Source organism: Mesorhizobium sp. WSM3866 (genome assembly GCF_002294795.1).
In the GTDB taxonomy this organism is placed as follows: Bacteria; Pseudomonadota; Alphaproteobacteria; order Rhizobiales; family Rhizobiaceae; genus Mesorhizobium.
Map to the genome: position 1 here is coordinate 638,490 of NZ_NSGC01000002.1, position 20,799 is coordinate 659,288.

The window sequence follows — 20,799 nt, forward strand, 5'->3', positions numbered from 1 at the left end:
GAAATGTCGTCCAATCCATTCAGTCCAACCAGAAGGCAGCTGCTCCAGGGAACCGCGGCTCTCGCCGCCACCGGCCTCGTCGGTCTTCGTCCGAGCTTCGCCGCGGGCGTCGACTGGAAGCGCTTTGCCGGCACGACGCTCGACGTCAACCTGGTCAAGAGCCCGCGCAGCGACACCATCCTGAAGAATCTCGCGGAGTTCGAGGAGCTGACCGGCATCAAGGTCAATGCCGAGGCGACACCCGAACAGCAGCAGCGCCAGAAGACGGTGATCGAGCTCAGCTCCGGCAAGCCGAGCTTCGACGTCGTGCATCTGAGCTACCATGTGCAGAAGCGCCAGTTCGAGAAGGGCGGCTGGCTGGCCGACATTTCCGGCTTCGTTGCCGATCCGGGCCTCACCGATCCCGGGCTGACCGAAAGCGACTTCGCCGAGGCGGGCATCCAGTTCGCCAAGGACGGCCAGGGCGTGCTGCGCTCGCTGCCGTTCTCGGTCGACTACTGGATCCTCTACTGGAACAAGGAGCTGTTCGACGCCAAAGGTATAAAATATCCCGAGAGCTTCGAGCAGCTGGTGGCCGCCGCTGAAGCGCTGACGGATCCCTCAAGCAACACCTTCGGTTTCGTCGCACGCGGTCTCAAGAACGCCAACACGCCGGTGTGGACGTCTCTGATGCTCGGCTACGACATGACGCCGCTCGGCAGCGACGGCAAGCTGCGCACGACCTCGCCGGAGGCGATCGAGGCTGCCGCCCTCTACCAGCGGCTGATGACCAAGGCCGCGCCTCCCGGCGTCACCGGCTTCAACTGGGCCGAGGCGCAATCCGCCTTCCTGCAGGGCAAGATCGGCATGTGGTTCGATGGCGTGGGCTTCGCACCGCCGATGGAAAATCCGGAGAAGTCGCGGGTGGTCGGCAAGGTCGGCTATGGCGTCATGCCGAAGGGACCCAAGGCGCATGCCGCAGGCACGTTCGGCGACGGCATCGGTGTCACCTCCGCCAGCGCGAAGAAGGAAGCGGCCTATCTGTTCTGCCAGTGGGCGGTCTCTCCGGCCATGGGCGCGCGCCTGCTGCAGGCCGGCGCCGGCGTGCCGTTCCGCAAGTCGGTGCTGGAAGATCCCAAGGTGCGCGAAGGCGTCACCATGCCGCCGAGCTGGCTGGATGCCGTGGTCGGCTCAGGCAACATCAGCCGGCTGGCGCTGCCGGTCATCATCCCGGTGACCGAGTTCCGGGACATCTATGGCGTGGCGCTGACCAACATGATTGCCGGCGCCGATCCCGCCGACGAACTGAAGAAGGCCACCGATCAGTTCCAGCCGGTTCTCGACAGGAGCGAGCAAGGCTGATGTCCGCCATCGCCCCGGAACGCGCAGGGGTGACGACGCAAGCCGTCGAAGAGAGCCAGCCGATCCGGCTGGCTCCAAACTACTGGCCTTTCGTCATTCCTGCGCTCGTCGTCGTCGGCGCCGTGATCGTCTTTCCCTGGGCCTTCACGTTGTGGATGAGCGTCAACAGCTGGACGCTCGGCCAGTCGCGAAGCTTTGCCGGGATGGAAAATTATCTGCGCCTGGCGAGCGATCCGCGGTTCTGGGAATCGCTCTGGCATACCTTGATCTATACTTTCCTGTCGGTGGTCGCGCCGATGTTTTTCGGTACCGTCGCCGCGCTCATTTTCGACGCCAGGTTTGCCTTGCGCGGCCTGCTGCGCGGCGTCTTCGTGATGCCGATGATGGCCACACCCGTCGCCGTCGCATTGGTCTGGACCATGATGTTCCATCCGCAGCTCGGCGTGCTCAATTATCTCTTGTCGCTGGTCGGCATTCCGGCGCAGGAGTGGATATTCAACGCCAACACCGTAATTCCTTCGCTGGTCGCGGTGGAGACCTGGCAGTGGACGCCGCTGGTGATGCTGATCGTGCTGGGTGGGCTGGCGTCAGTGCCGCGCGAGCCGTTCGAAAGCGCCGAGATCGACGGCGCCAATGCCTGGCAGCAGTTCCGCTACCTCACCTTGCCGATGATCGCGCCGTTTCTGATGATCGCGGTCATCATCCGCACGATCGATGCGCTCAAGAGCTTCGATATCATCTACGCGATGACCCAAGGTGGGCCGGGCACGGCATCGGAAACAATCAACATCTATCTCTACAACACCGCCTTCTCCTATTACGACATGGGCTACGGCTCGGCCATGGCGGTGGTGTTCTTCATCGTCATCGTGGCCCTGTCCTTCATCCTCCTGATGCTGCGCCAGCGCTCGCAATGGGTCGACACGGAGGGCAAATAGGTGAGCTCGCGGCTGCTCAACAAGATAGGCCTGTTCTTCGCGGCGCTGGTGCTGGTCTCGCCGGCGATCCTGTTCTTCCTCTGGATGATCTCGCTGTCGCTGAAGTTCGAGATCGACAACGGCGCCTATCCGCCGATCCTGATCCCGGAGCGCTTCGCCTGGTCGAACTACGCAAAGGTGTTCGAGGAGAACAATTTCCTGCTCTATCTGTGGAACTCGGTGCTGGTGACCGGCACGGCGACGCTGCTGGCGCTGCTGATCGGCGTGCCGGCCGGCTATGGCATCGCCAGGCTCAAGGCGGAACGCTCGGCGATCGTCATCATGATCGCCCGCATGACGCCCGGGCTTTCCTATCTCATCCCGCTGTTCCTCCTGTTTCAGTGGCTGGGCATCCTCGGCACGCTCTGGCCGCAGATCATCATCCATCTGGTGGTGACGGTGCCGATCGTGGTCTGGGTGATGATCGGCTATTTCGAGACGACGCCGATGGAATTGGAGGAGGCCGCCAACATCGACGGTGCCAGTTCGTGGCAGGTGTTTCGCCTGGTCGCGCTGCCGATCGCCAAGCCCGGCATCGTCGTCGCCTTCATCCTGTCGATCATCTTCTCGTGGAACAACTTCGTCTTCGGCGTCGTGCTCGCCAGCCGCGAGACGCGGACAATGCCGGTCGCGGTCTACAACATGTTGTCCTACGAGCAGGTGAGCTGGGGGCCGCTCGCCGCCGCCGCGCTGGTGGTGACGCTGCCGGTGCTGGTGCTGACCATGTTCGCGCAACGGCAGATCGTCGCCGGGCTGACCGCCGGCGCGGTCAAGGGTGGCTGAGCGCCTGATCCGCCCTCATTCTTTCGGAGATACGCAATGGCATCGGTAAGCATCAACAACGTGCAGAAGGCTTTCGGAGCCACTCGGATCATCCACGATGTCAGCGTCGATATCGCCGATGGCGAGTTCGTCATCCTGGTCGGACCGTCGGGCTGCGGAAAGTCGACGCTGCTGCGCATGATCGCGGGGCTGGAAACGATCTCGGCCGGAAAGATCGCAATCGGCGAGCGCACCGTGAACAACCTCAGGGCACGGGACCGCAACATCGCGATGGTGTTCCAGAACTACGCGCTCTACCCGCACATGACGGTGGCGGACAATATGGGCTTCGCGCTCAAGATCAAGAAAGCCGATCCGGCCGATACCGCGAGCCGGGTGAAGCGGGCAGCCGGCATTCTCGGCCTGGAAAAGCTGCTCGACCGCTATCCGCGCCAGCTTTCCGGCGGCCAGCGCCAGCGCGTCGCCATGGGCCGCGCCATCGTGCGCGACCCGCAGGTGTTTCTGTTCGACGAGCCGCTCTCCAATCTCGACGCCAAATTGCGCGTGCAGATGCGCGGCGAGATCAAGGCGCTGCATCAGCGGCTCGGCACCACCACCGTCTATGTCACGCACGACCAGATCGAGGCGATGACCATGGCCGACAAGATCGTCGTGCTGCACGACGGTCTGGTCGAGCAAATCGGCGCGCCCCTCGATCTCTACGACCGGCCGGCCAATCTGTTCGTTGCCGGCTTCATCGGCTCGCCGGCCATGAACTTCATCCACGGCCACATCGAGGAGGGCATCTTCCGCAGTGCCGGTGGGCTGACGTTGCCGCTACCGCAAGGCATCCGGCCGAGCGAAGCCGCGGGAAGGGAACTGGTCTACGGCATTCGTCCCGAGCATATCCGGGCGACCGGCCAGGGTCTCTCCGGCACAGTCACGCTCATGGAGGCGACCGGCTCGGAAATCTTCGCCACGGTCGACTGCGGCGGAGAGGTGATCTCCTGCCTTTTCCGCGAGCGGCTAGCGCTGAAGCAAGGCGAGAGCGTGCGGATCGAGATCGACCGCGCCTCGGCGCATCTGTTCGACGCCAAAACCGGCCGGCGCATCTGATTGCCCTGCCCGCGCTCTCACCGCGGCGGCCAGGGAGTGCTTGAGATTCGAGCGAACGGAAAGCAACGGGAGCCCAGTTGCAAGAAAATGCAACATGGGAGCATTGCAAAACTCAGCCAACCCTTTGATTTAGTTGGTGATCCCGACAGGAATCGAACCTGTGACCTACAGATTAGGAATCTGCCGCTCTATCCTACTGAGCTACGGGACCACGCGGCCCGACACATAAACGCTTCGGGCCGGTTCGCCAAGAGGCGTTACCGGCCGATCGGCGGGAATCGGCCGGGAAGTCGCCTCAGTGCAAAGCGGTCAGGCGGCCAGCGCCGTCTCCGCCAGCCTCACCCAATAGCTCATGCCGTGCGGTATGACCTCGTCGTTGAAGTCATAGGCCGGATGGTGAAGGCCGGCGGTGTCGCCGTTGCCGATGAAGATGAAGGCGCCGGGGCGCGCTTCCAGCATGTAGGAAAAATCCTCACCGCCCATCACCGGCTGGATGGCGCGGTGGACATTCGCGTCGCCGGCGACGCCGGCGGCAATATCGCTGGCGAAGGCCGTCTCTTCCGGATGGTTGAAAGTGACGGGATAGTTGGGGTCGTAGTCGACCTCGATCGTCGCGCCGAAGGCTGATGCCAGGCCAGCGCAAATGGCGCGGATTTTCTCTTCCGCTTTCCTGGCCACTTCCTTTTTCAGCGTGCGCACCGTGCCGGCGATCTCGGCTTTTTCCGGTATGACGTTGTAGGCATCGCCGGCATGGAATTTGGTCACCGACACGACGACGGCCTCGACCGGATCGGTGCTGCGTGAAGCAATGGTTTGCAAAGCGCTCACCAAGTGGCTGGTAATTACGATCGGGTCGATCGTGGCATGCGGCATCGCCGCATGGCCGCCATGCCCCTTGACGGTGATGGTGAATTCGGCGGTCGCCGCCATGATCGGGCCGGGCTTGATGGCGAACTCGCCGACGGGCAGGCCGGGCATGTTATGCATGCCGAACACCTTCGAGATGCCGAAGCGGTCCATCATGCCGTCCTTGACCATTTCGTTGCCGCCGCCGCCGCCTTCCTCGGCGGGCTGGAAGATCACCGCCACGGAGCCGACGAAATTGCGCGTTTCGGCGAGGTATTTGGCTGCGCCGAGCAGCATGGCGGTGTGGCCGTCATGGCCGCAGGCATGCATTTTGCCGGGAACGCTCGACGCGTAAGGCTTGCCGGTGATCTCGTTGATCGGCAAAGCGTCCATGTCGGCGCGCAGGCCGATGGCCGGACCCTCGCCCTTACGGCCGCGGATGATGCCGACGACGCCGGTTTTGCCGAGGCCGGTCACAACCTCGTCGCAACCGAAAGCCTGCAGCTTGTCGGTGACGAAGGCGGCGGTCTGGAAAACGTCGAAGTTCAGTTCCGGCGTCTGGTGCAGATGGCGCCGCCAGCCCGCGACTTCTTCCTGCATTTCCGCGGCACGGTTGAGAATTGGCATAATCGTTCCATTTCTTTGTTGGGGCAGGCAATTCAGGGCCGCTGCCCGGCAAGTGTGATCGTCTGGCGCTTTGCCATTTTGACGTCACATAGGGTAAATAGCACCGCATAATGCGGTCCGGAGTCGAGGGTCGGTCCGCACTATGCTGGCCATCGCGCAGCGAAATCTTACGGAGCCAGCGGCAACTACGGCAAGAGGCGATTTCGGAATTGATCATGCGGCAAAGGCATTTCCTCAACCTATTGCTTGCGGGGGCGCTGGCGCTGCCGATGCTTTCCGGCACTGCGCGCGCCAATCCGGTGGTGCTGTTCGACCTGAAGAGCGGCAAGGTGCTGGAGCATCAGGACGCCTTCAAGCGCTGGTATCCGGCCTCGCTGAGCAAGCTGATGACGGCCTATGTGGCGTTCCGAGCGATCGCCGCCGGCGAGGTGGCGCTCGATTCGCCGATCAAGGTGACGAAACATTCGGCCGGCGAGCCGCCGAGCAAGATGGGCTTCAAGCCCGGATCGGTCATGCGGCTCGACAATGCGCTGAAGATGATGCTGGTCAAGTCGGCCAACGACATCGCCATGGCCGTCGGCGAGAACATCGGCGGATCGCAGGCCGCCTTCGCCGACCGCATGAATGCCGAGGCCGCCAGGCTCGGCATGGTCGGAACGCATTTCGTCAACCCGAATGGGCTGTTCTCGCCGGACCAGTACACGACCGCGCGCGACCTTGCCGTCCTGGTGACGGTGCTTCGCAACGACTTCCCGCAATATGCGCCGTGGTTCTCCATCGAGGGCCTTGCCGTCGGTAAGAAGGCGATCCCGAACTACAATCTGCTGATCGGGCGCTATCCCGGCGCCGACGGGATGAAAACCGGCTTCGTCTGCTCCTCGGGCTTCAACATGATCGGCTCGGCGACGCGCGATGGCCGCACACTGGTTGCCGTGGTGCTCGGCGAAAAATCCGCCATCAGCCGCGCCGAAGCGGCGGCGAAGCTGCTCGACCAGGGTTTTGACGCTCCGGCGGCCGGGTCGACGACGCTCGCGGCGCTCAAGCCCTATGGCGACACGCTGTCGCCCAACGACCTGCAGGACGAGATCTGCAAGAAGAAGCCGAAGGAACAGCAGTCGGAGGCAGCGCCTGCCGTCGCCGCCAAGGACAAGGCCAAATCGCCCTATCAGGTGAAACTCGATCACCCGACGCTGATCGCGGTCGGCCTTGGCGGGGCCACCGGGCCGGCGCCCAAGGCTTTCGTCGACCAGACCGATCAGAACTATGCCGATGTGCCGCTGCCCAGTTGGCGGCCCGACAAGCCTCTGCCGGCCGGCGCCACACCCGCCGCAACCGCTGCCGCTGCAGCGCAGGGGGATCAGCCGGCCAAGGCGGCAAACTCGCCATGACCGGGCGCAGCGGCTTTCCCATACCCGTCTCGGTGCTCACCGGCTTTCTCGGGGCCGGCAAGACGACGCTGCTCAACCGGTTGCTCAAGGATCCGGCGCTTGCCGACACAGCCGTCATCATCAACGAGTTCGGCGAGGTGGCGATCGACCATCTGCTCGTCGAGCAAGCCTCAGACGGCATCATCCAGCTTTCCGACGGCTGCCTTTGCTGCACGGTGCGCGGCGAACTCGTCGATACGCTGGCCGACCTCGTCGACCGGCTGCAGACCGGACGCATCGCCAGGCTGGCGCGCGTCGTGGTCGAAACCACCGGCCTTGCCGATCCTGCACCGGTGCTGCAGTCGATCATGGCGCATCCGGCGCTGGTGCAGGCTTTCCGGCTCGACGGCGTCATCACGCTGGTCGACGGCGTCAACGGGGCGGCCACGCTCGATGGCCATGTCGAGGCGGTGAAGCAGGCGGCCGTCGCCGACCGCATCGTGCTGACCAAGACCGATCTCGCCGAGGCAAGCGACGTCGAGGCCCTGCGGGCGCGACTTCATCAGATAAATCCGAGCGCGGTCCTGCTCGACCTCAATGGTCCCGCTACCGGGGCAGCGTCGCTTTTCGATTGCGGCCTCTACAATCCCGAGACCAAGAGCGCCGACGTGCGGCGCTGGCTCGGAGAGGAGGCGGCGCATGATCATCATCACCACGACGATGGTCATGATCACGCCCCCCATCATCATGATCACCGCCACGACGGCCGTGTGCGCTCCCACTCGCTCGTCCATGACGGGCCGGTGCCGTTCTCGGCGATCGAGATGTTCCTCGATTTGTTGCGCTCGACGCATGGCGAGAAACTGCTGCGCATGAAGGGCGTCATCGAAGTTCAGGAGGATCCGTCACGCCCGCTGGTGATTCACGGCGTGCAGAAGATCCTGCATCCGCCGGCCAGGCTGCCGTCGTGGCCGGACGGACGGCGCGGCACGCGGCTGGTGCTGATCACGCTCGACATGCCGGAAGATTATGTCCAGCGGCTGTTTTCCGCCTTCACCAACAAGCCGTCGATCGACACGCCCGACCGGGCGGCGCTCGAGGCAAATCCGCTGGTGATCGCCGGGCTGTAGCTGCAGAGATCCGATTGACCTATGCCGCGCCGCCGCGCTCGACCAGGAAGCGATGGCCGCCGTCGACCGCCGCGGTCTCGATCAATTGGTGGCCGGCATCGGCGCAGAACGCTGGAATGTCGATCACGGCCAACGGGTCGGTGGTTTCCAGCCACAGACGGCTGCCAGGCCGCATCGCGGCCAGGCGCTTGCGCGCCTTCAGCACCGGCAGCGGGCAGTTCAGCCCCTTCAGATCGTAGGTAGCGGCGGATCCGGCCAAGATCGGGAAATCTCAGCCGCCGAACATGCCGAGCAGTTTCTTCTTCAGCTTCGAGACCGTGCCTTCGTCGGCACTTGCCGCCTGCTGCGTTTCCGGCGCCGGTTGCGCGGAAGCCGCCTCGACGCCCGCGGTGACCACCGGCTGCTGGGCCGCCTGCTTGGCGGCTTCCTTTTCGGCCAGGGCCTGCGCCTTGGCGGCCGCCTTTTCAGCCTGCGCTTGCGCCTTGGCGGCCTTGGCCGCCTCGATCGCCGCAAGCCGCTGCTCCTCGGCCTTGCGCTTGGCCTCCTTCTCCGCGTCGAGCGCGGCCATCTTGCGGCCGAGCGGGGAATCGATGCGGCCCATCCGCGTCGTCTCGGTTACCGAGCCGTCGGCATTCATCGACGGCGGGTCGATCGGCACGCGCTCGCCGCGGGCGCGGCGCTTGGACCAGTCGGAAACGATGCTGGCTTCCTTGATGCCGGCGATGGCCGGCTTAGGCGGCAGTATGGTTCCCTTGACCGCGGAGTTGAAGGCGGCGTCGTAGCGCTTTTCGTAGTCGGCGTAGGCCGTTTTCAACGAATCAGGCTGTGTCATTGCCGGGCAGGCGCCTGTCGGGTCGAAGGTGGTGCCTTCGGGCGCTGCCTGATTGAAAACGTAGCGCTTCTCGCAGACGTCGACTTTCGGTGGCACCTTGGTGATCTCGAAATTGTCGTAGCCGACCTTCAGCATCTTCCAGAACTCGTAGTTCGGGTCGTTGCGGTAGCGCGCCATGTTGGCGGCGGTCATGCGGAACGGGAAGGCCTGGATCTGGAACTCGGTCTGGCCGCCCTGGAAGGCATCGCGGCCGAAAGCATAGATCTGCTCGATCTGGGCATCGGTCATCGAATAGCAGCCGGACGAGGAGCAGGCGCCGTGCACCATCAAATTGGAGCCGGTGCGGCCGTTGGCCCTGTCATAGGCGTTGGGATAGCCGATGTTGAAGGACAGATGGTAGTTCGAGCGCGGATTCATCTGCGACGGACGCACCGTGTAGAAGCCTTCCGGCGCCTGGCGGTCGCCCTCGGTGTATTTGGGGCCGAGCTTGCCCGACCATTTGCAGATGTCGTAGCTGGCGACGAGATCGTAGCGGCCGTTGGTCTTGGCCTTCCAGATCTCCAGCTTGCCTTCTTCCTTGAAGATGCGCGCCATCACCGAGGAGGTGCGCACCATGCCCTTGGCCTTCATGTCGGCGAGGATCTTATCCGGCAGGGGCTTGTTGGCCTCCGGCGCAAAATCCTTCATCGACGAATCATTGCAGCCGGCGATGCCTATCGCGGCGACAAGGACTCCGGTGCGGGCAAGCTTGGCAAACATCGATACGGCTTTGTCTTTTCTCTCAGGCCAACGGCCTCGGCATGGCCGGCCCGCAGGCTCAACACCAATGGACCGTAAGCCCGTTAACCTTGAAAATTCCTTACCGCAAGCAATAGCCAACCCCTCGCGGATATTTTCATTGAGCCGAATGCGGCGGCATTTTTGTGGCGAAATTGTTAATCGCCGCCATAGTTGCGGCGAACGGCCGAATTAAAAGGGTGGCGCTGGGGCAGACTCACGTGCTTTGTTTTCATGCATGTCGTTTTCGCAAAACCACTGCACAATTTTGCGCGACATGCATTAAAGGCTGCGGCCCATCGCTAAATATTTCTCGCGGCGCTGCTCGCGGAAATCGGTGTTGGCGCCGGCAAAGTCCTTCATCGTCTTGGCGATCAGGTCGCCGGTGGCGGCAATCACCGTTTCCGGCGCACGCTGGGCGCCGCCCATCGGCTCGGGAACGATGGCATCGATGATCTTCATTTCGAGAAGATCCTGGGCGGTGATCTTCATGTTGGTCGCCGCGTCCTTGGAACGGGTGGTGTCGCGCCAAAGAATAGAGGCCGCGCCCTCGGGCGAGATCACCGAATAGATGGCATGCTCAAGCATGTAGACGCGGTTGGCGGTGGCGATCGCGATGGCGCCGCCGGAGCCGCCTTCGCCGATGACCACCGAGATCGACGGTACTTTGAGCGCTAGGCAGGCTGAGGTCGAGCGCGCAATGGCCTCGGCCTGACCGCGTTCCTCGGCGCCGACGCCGGGATAGGCGCCGGCGGTGTCGACCAGCGTCAAAAGCGGGATCTTGAAGCGGTCGGCAAGCTCCATCAGCCGAACCGCCTTGCGGTACCCCTCGGGCCGTACCGAACCGAAATTGTGCTTGATGCGGCTTGCCGTGTCGGAGCCCTTCTCCTGGCCGATCACCGCCACCGGCTCGCCGCGGAAACGGGCAAAACCGCCGACGATCGCCTGGTCGTCGCCGAAATTGCGGTCACCGGCCAACGGCGTGAAATCGCTGAACAAGCCCTTGATGTAGTCTAGGCAGTGCGGCCGGTCCGGATGGCGGGCCACCTGGACCTTCTGCCAAGGGGTGAGCGCCTTGTAGAGATCGCGCAGCGCATCGCGCGAACGCTTCTCCAGCCTGCCGATCTCGTCGGCGACATCGACCGCCTCGCCGTTCTCCGCGAGCTTCTTCAGCTCAAGGATCTTGAGCTCCAGATCCTGCACCGGCTTTTCGAAATCGAGGTAATTATACATGCTGGGGCGGACCGATCCGTCGGAAGGCAATGGCTGGCGGAACCCTGGAAATACTGGCTCCGGGCGGTGGAACGTCGCCCTCACATAGCGATATGAAGCCTAGTCGGCAAGCGGATGATGATCGTTGACCAGCCGCACCAGCCGCTCCTCCAGCACATGAGTGTAGATCTGCGTGGTGGAGATATCGGCGTGGCCAAGCAGTTGCTGCACGGCCCTGAGATCCGCACCGTTCTGCAGGAGATGGCTGGCGAAGGCGTGGCGCAGGACATGCGGCGAGATCTTGGTCGCGGCGATGCCGGCTCGCGCCGCCAAGCCTTTGAGATCGCGTGCGAAAACCTGCCGGGAGAGATGACCGCTGTCGGAAGAGGCTGGGAACAGGAACGGGCTGTCGGCGTAGGCCGGCACCTCCGCCCTGGCGGCAAGCCACGCCCGCATCGCGGCGCGCGCCTTGGCCGACAGCGGCACCATGCGCTCCTTGTCGCCCTTGCCGCGCACCATGAAGAAACGGTCGTCGCGCAGCGCCACCGTCACCGGCAGACCGACAAGCTCGGAAACGCGCAGGCCCGTGGCATAGAGCACCTCGACCAGCGCGTGCAGGCGCAGCGTCGCCAACCGGTCGCCGTCGGGCGCGGCCCCGCCCGCCTCCTCGGCCGCGCGGTCGACCAGGCGGCCCGTCTCGGCCTCGGTCATGGTCTTCGGCAGCGGCCGGCCCTTCTTCGGGCTGTCCAGCGTGCCGGTCGGGTCGTCGCCGCGCAGGCCCTCGGCATAGAGGAATTTGAAGAATTGGCGGATCGCCGACAATTTGCGCGCCTGCGAGGTCGGCGCGAAGCCACGCGCCGCGATGTCGTCCAGATAGGTGCGGATGTCGGCGGCTGCCGCTCCGGCCAGGCCGCCACCGATAGCTTCGGAGGCGTCTTCGAGGTCGCGTCGGTAGGAGGAAAGCGTGTTCTCGGCCGCACCCCGCTCGGCGCTCATCATCTCCAGAAATGCTTCGATGCGGGCCGCGCTGTTCATTTGGCCGGGTCAGTTCTTCTTCGGATTGAGCTTTTCCGCGGGAATGCGCACGCTCATTTCGGCCTTTTTCGGCTCCACGAACATCGCCAGCGCGAACATCGCGCCATAAGCGACGCCTGCAAGAACCGCCAGCGTCACGACAAAGCGAAACAATGTCGGCATTCAGTCTTCGCCCGTCTTCTTGTTCTGCGATTCCAAACCCTGTGCCCTTATGGGACGCCATTCCGGCCAATTCAAGGACGAAGGGCTGGGGCAGAAGATTTGTCGAGGAAGCTTCTCGACGGAAGAGGGGCGATCGGGCCTGCCTGCGGTGGCCTGCTTGACGCAAACAGGCTTTTGATGTCGATACGGCGCAAAGAGGGTTCCGCATGAACGCGCTGCCAGCAAATCCGCCGGACGAAGGCCGTGTCGCGCTGCTCGAGCGGCTCGGCAGCCGCTCGATCGTCTTCGTCGGCCTGATGGGCGCCGGCAAGACCGCAATCGGCCGCAAGGTGGCGACCATGCTTTCGCTGCCCTTCATCGATAGCGACCAGGAGATCGAGAGCGTATCGCGCATGACCGTGCCGGAGCTGTTCGAGCGTTATGGCGAACCCGAGTTCCGGGCGCTGGAGCAGCGGGTCATCTTGCGTCTGCTCGAAAACGGCCCGCAGGTGCTTTCCACCGGCGGCGGCGCCTTCATGAACGCGCAGACGCGCGAGGCGATCGAGGCGCATGGCGTCTCGGTCTGGCTGAAGGCCGATCTCGATCTCCTGATGGAGCGGGTTTCGAAGAAGCAGAACCGGCCGCTGTTGAAGAATCCGGATCCGCGCGGCGTTCTGGAGAAGCTGATGGGCGAGCGCTACCCGGTCTATGCCACCGCCGACCTCACGGTTTCGACCCGCGACGACCGCAAGGAAGTCATCGCCAGCGAGGTGGTATGCGCGCTTTGCGCTTACCTTGGGATCGCGCCAATCGCCACCAGCGACGACGAGGTGGAGCCGTGAGCCATACCGAACCGGTGAAGGTCGAGGTCGGGCTCGGCGACCGTGCCTATGACATACTTATCGGGCCCGGCCTGCTTTCCGGCTCAGGAACCGAAATCGCAGGCCGCCTTCCCGGCACGCGCGCGGCCATCGTCACCGACGAGAACGTCGCCGCAGCGCATCTCGAAACGCTGCAGGCCGGCCTTGAAAAAGGCGGCATCGAGGCCGCCGTCATCACCCTGCCGGCCGGTGAAAAGACCAAGAGCTTCGCCCACCTCGAGGAGGTCGTCGACGGCGTGCTCGCCGCCAAGCTCGAACGGCGCGATGTCGTCGTGGCACTTGGCGGCGGCGTCATCGGCGATCTTGCCGGCTTCGCCGCCGGCATCGTGCGGCGCGGGATGAACTTCGTACAGGTGCCGACATCGCTGCTGGCGCAGGTCGATTCTTCCGTCGGCGGCAAGACCGGCATCAACAGCGCGCGCGGCAAGAACCTGGTCGGGGTCTTCAACCAGCCAAAACTGGTGCTTGCCGACACCGGTGTGCTCGACACTTTGCCGATCCGCGAATTCCGCGCCGGCTATGCCGAGCTCGCCAAATACGGGCTGATCGACCGTCCCGGCTTCTTCGCCTGGCTGGAGGAGAACTGGCAAAAGGTGTTCGCCGGCGGCCCGGAGCGGACCGAAGCCATCGCCGAGGCTTGCCGCGCCAAGGCCGATGTGGTCGCCCGCGACGAGTTCGAGACCGGCGACCGCGCGCTGCTCAATCTCGGCCACACATTCGGCCATGCGCTCGAAGCCGCCACGAATTATGACGGTGCCCGTCTCGTCCATGGGGAGGGGGTCGCCATCGGCATGGCGCTGGCGCACCGCTTCTCGGCGCGCCTCAATCTAGCGAGCCCGGACGACGCGGAGCGCGTCGAGGCGCACCTTCGCGCCGTCGGCCTGCCCTGGCGGATGGCCGACATAGCGGGCCAACTGCCGGATGCCGAGGCGCTGCTTGGCTTCATCACCCAGGACAAGAAGGTGTCTCGCGGCGCGCTTACCTTCATCCTGACGCGCGGCGTCGGCCAGGCCTTTATCGCCAAGGACGTGCCGCCCTCCGAAGTGCTGTCCTTCCTCAAGGCGAGCCATCCCGGATGATCGACTTCGGCTGGATCGCCGCAGCCGTCCTTGCCGCCGTGATCGTGCTGGCGTTTCTCTTGCGCACGCGGCTCTTCGCGGCGCTCGGCTACAGTCTGCGGCCGATCGAACCGACGGAGCCCGAGCAGGATGAGCCGGACGAGAACGGCGACGAGACCCGCCGCAGCGGGCAGGCGCGCGAGGATCGCAACCGGCTGGGCGCGCTTTTCGAACTCGAGGAGCTCGAGGTTTCGGACGTGATGGTCCACCGCACCAACATGCGCTCGGTCAACGCCGACGATCCGCCGGAAATGGTGGTGCGCGAGATTCTGCAGAGCCCGCATACCCGCATGCCGCTCTGGAAAGGCTCGCTCGACAACATCGTCGGCGTGCTGCATGCCAAGGATCTGCTGCGGGCGCTCAACGAGGTCGGCAACGACTTTTCCAAGATCGACGTAACAAAGATCGCGTCGAAGCCATGGTTCGTGCCCGACACCACCACCTTGCAGGATCAGCTCAACGCCTTCCTGCGGCGCAAGGCGCATTTCGCCATCGTCGTCGACGAGTATGGCGAGATGGAAGGGCTGGTGACGCTGGAAGACATCATCGAGGAGATCGTCGGCGAGATCGCGGACGAGCACGATGTCGACATGCAAGGCGTCAAGCAGGAGGCCGACGGCTCGGTCGTCGTCGACGGCACGGTGGCGATTCGCGACCTCAATCGGGCGCTCGACTGGGATCTGCCGGACGAGGAGGCGACGACGATCGCCGGCCTAGTCATCCACGAGACGCAGACGATCCCAGATGAGAAGCAGGCCTTCACCTTCCACGGCAAGCGTTTCGTGGTGATGAAGCGCGACAAGAACCGCATAGCAAGGTTGAGGATCCGGCCCGCCGGCGAAGGTTAGGGTGTGCCGATCTTCAGGTGAGACCGGCCTGCAAAGGGCGGCTTCCTGCGTCTCCGGTGCTCAAAGTTCCTTGGTCGAGCGCTCGCTGAGCACGGCGCCGGTTTCGGCATCCATTGCCGCCAGGCTGACGTCATAACCCCAAAGGCTCCGGATGTGGCGCAAGGTCGCGTCGCGGCCTTCGTCCTCTAGCTGGATGCCGTCCTTGACCTTGTGCTGCAGCCGCAAATGCCGGTCTCCCAGAAGATCCACGTCGACCACCTGGATGTCGGGCCGGCTCGCCCCCACATCGTAGCTTCGGGCTAGCGCGGACCGTATCTTGCTGTAGCCGCGCTCATTATGGATCGAGGCGACCTCGTAATGCGGCTCGTCGGCGCCGTCGGCCAGCACGAAGAGCCGCCATTTCCGGATCAGAGCGGGGCTCAGATACTGGCGGATGAAGGATTCGTCACGGTGGTTGGCCCAGGCATCGAGCAAGGTGTCGCGCCAGTCGCCACGGCCGGCGATGTCCGGAAACCAATCGCGGTCCTCTGCGGTCGGCTCGGTCGAGATGCGCTGGATGTCCTGCATCATGCCGAGGCCCAGCGCATAGGGATTGATGCCGGAATAACGCGGGTCGTCATAGGCCGGCTGAAAAACCACGTTCGAATGGTTTCGCAAGATCTCGAGCATGGCGCCTTCGCTGATGCGGCCGCGATCGAAAAGCATGTTCATCAGCGTGTAGTGCACAAAGGTGGCGCAGCCTTCGTTCATCACCTGGGTTTGCCGCTGCGGGTAAAAATATTGCGCAATCACCCGTACGATCCTGATGATCTCGCGCTGCCAGGGCTCAAGCACCAGGCTGTTCTTCTCGAGGAAGTAGAGCAGGTTCTCCTCGGGCAGATTGAGCGATTTCTTCCGCTCGGCCAAGCTTTCATCCCCTGCCACCGGCTTGTTCTTGTCCTGCGCGGTCGGCAGTGTGCGCCACAGATCATTGTAGGAACGCTCCTCATATTCGAGGCGCTCGCGAAGGCCTTCGCGCTGCTGTTCCGACGACAGCTTCGGCGGCCGGTGATATCGGAACACCCCTTGCTCCATCAGCGCGTGGGCGGCATCGAGCACCGCCTCCACGGCCTGCAGTCCGTGCCGTTCCTCGCATCGGGCGATGTAGCCCTTGGCGAAGTCCAGATAGCTAAGGATGCCTCCGGCGTCCGTCCATTGCCGGAAGAGATGATTGTTTTTGAAGAAATGGTTGTGGCCAAGCGCGGCATGGGCGGTCACCAGGGCCTGCAAGGCCATGGTGTTTTCTTCCATGAGGTAGACGATGCAAGGGTTGGAGTTGATGACCAGTTCATAGGCCAGACCGCGCGCGCCCTTGCGGTAGAGAAGCTCGTTGTAAAGGAAATGCTTGCCGAACGACCAATGCCGATACATCAGCGGCATGCCGACCGAGGAATAAGCGTCGAGCATCTGCTCGGAGGAAATGACTTCCATCTGCACCGGATAGATGTCCAGGTGAAGCTCTTCGATCCCGATCGCCTCGATCTCGTCGTAGACCCGAGACAGTTTCGCAAAATCCCAGTCCGACCCGGAAAATAACAGTTCGGATTTGCGCGCCTGATTGACCATCGGCCTATGTCCCATCCGCTCGCGTTCTCACGCACTCTTGCGCAGACTAGGCTGCCTTGCGAAGAGCTCGCGAAAGACCGGATAGATATCGGCGGGAGCCGCGATGCGCCTCATCTGGAAATTCGGCCACTTTCCGTCGACCGCGTTGTAGGCGCGCCAGAGCGACGTTCCGTTCTCGGTGGAGCCGAAAATGTGGCTTTCGCGTTCGTCGATGATTTCCACATAGGCGAAATACTGGCAGAGGCGCATGAGCTTGCGGTCGAGGAGTTCTATGCAGCGCTCGGAATCGGTGGCGAAGTTGTCACCGTCGGAAGCCTGAGCGGCATAGATATTCCATTCCGCGACCGGATAGCGCTGCTCTATGATGCGATGCATTTCCTCGAGCGCCGTCGAGACGACGGTACCGCCGCTCTCGGTGTGGTAGAAGAAGGTGTGCTCATCCACCTCCTTGGCCTCATGGGTGTGGCGGATGAAAACGATGTCCGTCCTTTCGTAGCGCCGCGTCAGGAACAGATGCAGCAGCACGAAAAACCGTTTGGCCAGATCCTTCTCGCGCTCTCCCATCGATCCCGACACGTCCATCAGGCAAAACATGACGGCGCTGGCATTCGGCACCGGCTGGGGGTCGAAGCGGTTGAACCGAATGTCGACCGGATCGACATAGGCGATCCGCCTGCGCCGGCGTTCAAGCCGATCAACTTCCTCGCGCAGAGCAGCGATGCGTTCGCGCGTTGCCTCGGTTGGCGGCTTCGCTTCCAACTCGGCGATCTGCCTTGAGATGGCGTCCAGCTCCGCCTGCTTGGGACGCCTGAGCGCGATGCGGCGGCCGTGGCTGTTTCGCATGGTGCGTCCGACATTGACGTTGGTCGGCGCCCCGCTTGCCGTGAAGCCCGCCCGTCTTGGCTTGAAGCTCAGTATCTGCTTGAGATTGAGCTTGACCAGATCGGGCAGTTCGAGATCTTCGAAGAAGAGGTCGAGCACTTCCTCGCGCGACAGCACGAAGCGAAAGTCATCCTCGGATTGCTTGGTTCCCGGCGCCGAAGAGCCGGTGCCGCCGCCGCCAGGCTTGGGTATCAGATCACCGGGACTGAACGATTTGTTGCCGGGCAGTATGTGCTGGCGCTGCCCACTGTCCCTGGCGTCGCTGAAGGTCGGTTCGCTGGTGCCTTTGCGGGGCATCGGCACGGCATGCTCGCGGTCGACCTCGGCGATACGGCCTGTCCGGACATGGTCGCGGATGCTGCGCTTGAGCTCTTCCCGAGCGCGCTTGAGGAAGCGCTGGCGATTGCTCAGGCTCTTGTCCTTCGGATTCAGGCGGCGGTCGATGAAGATCGGCATGCGAACCCTTCGGGCTTTGGTCAGCCAGCCTTGTTCACGCGCATGTACCAGTCGACCAGCCGGCGCACCTGCCGCTGAGTGTAGCCGCGCTCCACCATCCGCTGCACGAATTCGTTGTGCCGCTTCTCGGTGACGCTGTCCTGCTTGGAGCCGAAGCTGATCACCGGCAACAAATCCTCGACCTGACCGAACATGCGCTTCTCGATCACTTCGCGAAGCTTTTCATAGCTCGTCCAGGACGGATTGCGGCCATGGTTGCGCGCCCGGGCGCGCAAGGTGAACTTGACCACCTCGTTGCGGAAGTCCTTGGGATTGGCGATGCCGGCCGGCTTTTCGACCTGCGACAATTCCTTGTCCAGGACCTCGCGATTGAGGATCTGGCCGGTATCGGGATCCTTGTAGTCCTGATCCTCGATCCAGGCATCGGCATAGGCGATGTAGCGATCGAAAAGGTTCTGGCCGTACTCGCTATACGATTCCAGGTAAGCCTTCTGGATCTCGTGGCCGATGAACTCGGCGTAGCGCGCTGCAAGTTCCGATTTGATGAACTCAAGGTACGCGGCTTCGGTTTCCTTCGGGAATTGCTCGCGTTTGATCGCCTCCTCGAGGATGTACATCAAGTGCACGGGATCGGCTGCGACCTCCTTGGTGTCGTAGTTGAAAGTCTGCGACAGAATCTTGAAGGCGAAGCGCGTGCTGACCCCGGTCATGCCTTCGTCGACGCCGGCGGCATCGCGATATTCCTGGACCGACTTCGCCTTCGGGTCGATCTCCTTGAGGTTCTCGCCGTCATAGGCGCGCATCTTGGTGTAGAGCGGCGAGTTCTCGTGCTCGGCAAGCCGGGTCGAGACGGTGAAACGGCTGAGGATGTCCAGCACTTCGGGCGCGCAGGGACTGTTCGCCAGATCGCTCTCGCGCAAAAGTTTCTCGTAAATCTGTCTCTCTTCGGTGATGCGAAGGCAATACGGAACCTTGACCACAAGGATGCGGTCGAGGAAGGCCTCATTGTTCTTGTTGTTCTTGAATTGCTGCCATTCCGATTCGTTGGAATGGGCAACGACGATGCCCTGATAGGGGAAGGAGCCGAAATTCTCGGTGCCGTTGTAGCTGCCTTCCTGGGTTGCCGTCAGCAACGGGTGCAGGACCTTGATGGGCGCCTTGAACATCTCGACGAACTCGAGCAGGCCCTGCGTCGTCCGGTTCAAGCCGCCGCTGTAGGAGTAGGCATCCGGATCGGATTGGCTGAAATGTTCCAACTGCCTGATGTCGACCTTGCCGACCAGAGCCGAGACATCCTGGTTGTTCTCGTCGCCGGGCTCAGTCTTGGCGATGGCGATCTGACGCAGACGCGATGGCGACAGCTTGACCACGCTGAATTTGGAAATGTCGCCGGACAGTTCGTCGAGCCGTTTGGCCGCCCAAGGCGAGATGAGCCCATTCAGGCGGCGGCGGGCTATCCCGTATTTGTCTTCCAGCAGATCGCCCATCCGATCGGGATGGAAAAGGCCAAGCGGCGATTCGAATATAGGGCTGATCTGGTTGCCGACCTTCAGCGTGTAGATCGGGCGCTGTTCCATAAGCTTCTTCAGCCGTTCGGCAAGCGAGGACTTGCCGCCGCCGACCGGCCCGAGCAGGTAAAGGATCTGCTTGCGCTCCTCGAGACCCTGCGAGGCATAACGGAAATATCCGGCGATGCGCTCGATCGTATCCTCCATTCCGTAGAAATCGGAGAAGGAGGGGTACACCTTGATGGTCCGGTTCGAGAAGATGCGCCCGAGCCGCTCATCCTTGCTGGTGTCGACCAGATTGGGCTCGCCGATGGCCTCGACCATTCGTTCGGGCGCCGAGGCATACATGGATTTGTCTTCGCGGCAGCCAAGCAGATACTGCTGGAGGCTCATCTCTTCCTGGGCCGCGTTGGAATATATCTCCGAAAACAGATCGAAGACGTCGGATTGGTTCTCTCGCATGATATTCTGCCCTCAGAGCCGCTCTGGTTGCCAGTCGGCCAGTCGGCTCGTCTCGTATTCAACTGCCGGAAAGCATTGTGGTTCCCTCATATGAGAGAGAGCGCCTGCAATCGGGCATTGACGACTCACAGCACCCGATGCGGACGGAATGCTCACCCATGATGATTAGGTGGTGATGGCCGGGAGAGCTTCAAGGAAAATCTTAGGTTTTCCACTCACATGTCGTGGTCGGGAACGTAGAGGCAGAAGGAATGCTGAGAATTCGCGTCGCCTCCGGGCTTACACTCGTGAAAGAACTCGTCACGCGAACGCCTGATCCGACGATCGGAGTAGGGAATGAGCTCTCCGGTGGAGAGCTGGTACCCATATTTCGTTTCCTTCACGTCGGCCGCGGGTGCTTGGTAGCAGTCCATTCCCGAGCAGCATGAGCTGTCATACTGCCAGCCCGTGGGCGCCTGATGAGCAGCCGCCGGAGCCGAAAGGAATAGCGCCAGCGCAATTGCCGGAAACAGGCGCAGAGGTTCCGAACGGCTTGTGCGCCGATTGGGCGGCGCGGATGGAGGTCGATACGTCTTCCTCATTGATGGTCACCGTTCGGAAGCGCCGGCCGAGGGCATCGGTTCTCCGGTCCGACTATCAATCCGCCCAGCATGGACGAGGCAAGGGCCGGGCCTGCATCAAACCGCCAGATCAGGCAAATGTTCCATGGTGCCCCCCCCCCCGGGGCGGCGGAGCGCGCCGGCCCATGCAGCCGCGGCCCACGATCTCGCGAACCGGCCGCGACCAGGGAATCCGAGGTAACTCCATTCGACGGCGGCGCCTATTGGCATATGGCGATCAACCACCGCTTTCGGGGGGACGGCGATGCGCTGACTG

Annotated in this window: 18 protein-coding genes and 1 tRNA gene; 9 read left to right on the forward strand and 10 right to left on the reverse strand. The window is 63.0% G+C overall.

Annotation, left to right across the window (positions count from 1 at the left end; translation table 11 throughout):
* The first annotated feature begins 3 nt into the window (after positions 1-3).
* From CK222_RS07375 to ugpC, 4 genes are read left to right on the forward strand one after another with little or no spacing between them, the layout of a single operon-like run.
* Positions 4-1,341, forward strand: a complete 1,338-nt coding sequence (locus tag CK222_RS07375; protein ID WP_095799981.1) for a sugar ABC transporter substrate-binding protein — start codon at positions 4-6, stop codon at positions 1,339-1,341.
* Positions 1,341-2,279 (forward strand): sugar ABC transporter permease, encoded by a 939-nt coding sequence (locus CK222_RS07380; protein ID WP_095799868.1) that lies wholly within the window; start codon positions 1,341-1,343, stop codon positions 2,277-2,279. Before CK222_RS07375 ends, CK222_RS07380 begins: the two co-directional genes overlap by 1 nt.
* Positions 2,280-3,101 (forward strand): carbohydrate ABC transporter permease, encoded by an 822-nt coding sequence (locus tag CK222_RS07385; RefSeq protein WP_095799869.1) that lies wholly within the window; start codon positions 2,280-2,282, stop codon positions 3,099-3,101.
* Positions 3,102-3,137: 36 nt separating this feature from the next.
* A complete protein-coding gene (gene ugpC, locus CK222_RS07390) occupies positions 3,138-4,196 on the forward strand; it encodes a sn-glycerol-3-phosphate ABC transporter ATP-binding protein UgpC (protein WP_095799870.1) in 1,059 nt (352 codons plus the stop codon).
* Between the two features lie 134 nt (positions 4,197-4,330).
* Here the strand turns inward: ugpC and CK222_RS07395 are convergent.
* A tRNA-Arg gene (locus CK222_RS07395) sits at positions 4,331-4,407 on the reverse strand.
* Positions 4,408-4,505: 98 nt separating this feature from the next.
* Positions 4,506-5,669, reverse strand: coding sequence for a M20 aminoacylase family protein (locus CK222_RS07400; protein ID WP_095799871.1), 1,164 nt, complete (start codon positions 5,667-5,669; stop codon positions 4,506-4,508).
* Positions 5,670-5,884: 215 nt separating this feature from the next.
* On the opposite strand from CK222_RS07400, the gene CK222_RS07405 reads away from it, so the two are divergent.
* Complete coding sequence (locus CK222_RS07405; protein WP_095799982.1) at positions 5,885-7,057, forward strand: D-alanyl-D-alanine carboxypeptidase family protein; 1,173 nt, start codon at positions 5,885-5,887, stop codon at positions 7,055-7,057.
* Entirely contained in the window at positions 7,054-8,166 is a 1,113-nt protein-coding gene (locus CK222_RS07410; protein WP_095799872.1) for a GTP-binding protein, read from the forward strand. Before CK222_RS07405 ends, CK222_RS07410 begins: the two co-directional genes overlap by 4 nt.
* A 19-nt stretch (positions 8,167-8,185) precedes the next feature.
* Here CK222_RS07410 and CK222_RS07415 read toward each other — a convergent pair whose 3' ends face one another.
* From CK222_RS07415 to CK222_RS07435, 5 genes are all read right to left on the reverse strand, one after another.
* The gene (locus tag CK222_RS07415; protein WP_066990371.1) at positions 8,186-8,425 is read right to left on the reverse strand and encodes a sulfurtransferase TusA family protein; all 240 of its coding nucleotides are present in this window, start codon (positions 8,423-8,425) and stop codon (positions 8,186-8,188) included.
* A gap of 12 nt (positions 8,426-8,437) precedes the next feature.
* On the reverse strand, positions 8,438-9,757 hold the full coding sequence (locus CK222_RS07420) for a murein L,D-transpeptidase family protein (protein ID WP_095799873.1): 1,320 nt from the start codon (positions 9,755-9,757) through the stop codon (positions 8,438-8,440).
* 300 nt (positions 9,758-10,057) lie between these two features.
* Entirely contained in the window at positions 10,058-11,008 is a 951-nt protein-coding gene (locus tag CK222_RS07425; RefSeq protein ID WP_067319192.1) for an acetyl-CoA carboxylase carboxyltransferase subunit alpha, read from the reverse strand.
* A gap of 99 nt (positions 11,009-11,107) precedes the next feature.
* Positions 11,108-12,022: a site-specific tyrosine recombinase XerD gene (locus CK222_RS07430; protein ID WP_095799874.1), complete on the reverse strand. Its 915-nt coding sequence runs from the start codon at positions 12,020-12,022 to the stop codon at positions 11,108-11,110.
* A gap of 9 nt (positions 12,023-12,031) precedes the next feature.
* On the reverse strand, positions 12,032-12,184 hold the full coding sequence (locus CK222_RS07435; protein WP_066990358.1) for a histidine kinase: 153 nt from the start codon (positions 12,182-12,184) through the stop codon (positions 12,032-12,034).
* A 206-nt stretch (positions 12,185-12,390) separates the two neighbouring features.
* Here CK222_RS07435 and CK222_RS07440 point away from each other — a divergent pair, with 206 nt between their 5' ends.
* The 3 genes from CK222_RS07440 to CK222_RS07450 are packed head-to-tail and all read left to right on the forward strand — an operon-like array spanning position 12,391 to position 15,010.
* Positions 12,391-13,005, forward strand: coding sequence for a shikimate kinase (locus CK222_RS07440; protein ID WP_095799875.1), 615 nt, complete (start codon positions 12,391-12,393; stop codon positions 13,003-13,005).
* Positions 13,002-14,123, forward strand: coding sequence for a 3-dehydroquinate synthase (gene aroB / locus CK222_RS07445; RefSeq protein WP_095799876.1), 1,122 nt, complete (start codon positions 13,002-13,004; stop codon positions 14,121-14,123). Before CK222_RS07440 ends, aroB begins: the two co-directional genes overlap by 4 nt.
* Positions 14,120-15,010 (forward strand): transporter associated domain-containing protein, encoded by an 891-nt coding sequence (locus CK222_RS07450; RefSeq protein ID WP_067319184.1) that lies wholly within the window; start codon positions 14,120-14,122, stop codon positions 15,008-15,010. Before aroB ends, CK222_RS07450 begins: the two co-directional genes overlap by 4 nt.
* A gap of 60 nt (positions 15,011-15,070) precedes the next feature.
* Here CK222_RS07450 and CK222_RS07455 read toward each other — a convergent pair whose 3' ends face one another.
* The 3 genes from CK222_RS07455 to CK222_RS07465 are packed head-to-tail and all read right to left on the reverse strand — an operon-like array spanning position 15,071 to position 19,923.
* Positions 15,071-16,615 carry a SpoVR family protein gene (locus CK222_RS07455; protein WP_095799877.1) on the reverse strand — a complete coding sequence of 515 codons (1,545 nt, stop codon included), beginning with the start codon at positions 16,613-16,615 and terminating at the stop codon, positions 15,071-15,073.
* Between the two features lie 27 nt (positions 16,616-16,642).
* A complete protein-coding gene (locus CK222_RS07460) occupies positions 16,643-17,953 on the reverse strand; it encodes a YeaH/YhbH family protein (protein ID WP_095799878.1) in 1,311 nt (436 codons plus the stop codon).
* A 20-nt stretch (positions 17,954-17,973) separates the two neighbouring features.
* A complete protein-coding gene (locus CK222_RS07465) occupies positions 17,974-19,923 on the reverse strand; it encodes a PrkA family serine protein kinase (protein ID WP_066990342.1) in 1,950 nt (649 codons plus the stop codon).
* Positions 19,924-20,799 lie beyond the last annotated feature (876 nt).

Coding starts and splice junctions, on each gene's coding strand:
- CK222_RS07380 (WP_095799868.1), top strand. CDS start 1,341: ATGTCCGCCATCGCCCCGGAACGCGCAGGGGTGACGACGCAAGCCGTC.
- CK222_RS07405 (WP_095799982.1), top strand. CDS start 5,885: ATGCGGCAAAGGCATTTCCTCAACCTATTGCTTGCGGGGGCGCTGGCG.
- CK222_RS07465 (WP_066990342.1), bottom strand. CDS start 19,923: ATGCGAGAGAACCAATCCGACGTCTTCGATCTGTTTTCGGAGATATAT.
- CK222_RS07410 (WP_095799872.1), top strand. CDS start 7,054: ATGACCGGGCGCAGCGGCTTTCCCATACCCGTCTCGGTGCTCACCGGC.
- CK222_RS07420 (WP_095799873.1), bottom strand. CDS start 9,757: ATGTTTGCCAAGCTTGCCCGCACCGGAGTCCTTGTCGCCGCGATAGGC.
- CK222_RS07440 (WP_095799875.1), top strand. CDS start 12,391: ATGAACGCGCTGCCAGCAAATCCGCCGGACGAAGGCCGTGTCGCGCTG.
- CK222_RS07450 (WP_067319184.1), top strand. CDS start 14,120: ATGATCGACTTCGGCTGGATCGCCGCAGCCGTCCTTGCCGCCGTGATC.
- CK222_RS07435 (WP_066990358.1), bottom strand. CDS start 12,184: ATGCCGACATTGTTTCGCTTTGTCGTGACGCTGGCGGTTCTTGCAGGC.
- ugpC (WP_095799870.1), top strand. CDS start 3,138: ATGGCATCGGTAAGCATCAACAACGTGCAGAAGGCTTTCGGAGCCACT.
- CK222_RS07375 (WP_095799981.1), top strand. CDS start 4: ATGTCGTCCAATCCATTCAGTCCAACCAGAAGGCAGCTGCTCCAGGGA.
- CK222_RS07430 (WP_095799874.1), bottom strand. CDS start 12,022: ATGAACAGCGCGGCCCGCATCGAAGCATTTCTGGAGATGATGAGCGCC.
- CK222_RS07460 (WP_095799878.1), bottom strand. CDS start 17,953: ATGCCGATCTTCATCGACCGCCGCCTGAATCCGAAGGACAAGAGCCTG.
- CK222_RS07400 (WP_095799871.1), bottom strand. CDS start 5,669: ATGCCAATTCTCAACCGTGCCGCGGAAATGCAGGAAGAAGTCGCGGGC.
- CK222_RS07455 (WP_095799877.1), bottom strand. CDS start 16,615: ATGGTCAATCAGGCGCGCAAATCCGAACTGTTATTTTCCGGGTCGGAC.
- CK222_RS07425 (WP_067319192.1), bottom strand. CDS start 11,008: ATGTATAATTACCTCGATTTCGAAAAGCCGGTGCAGGATCTGGAGCTC.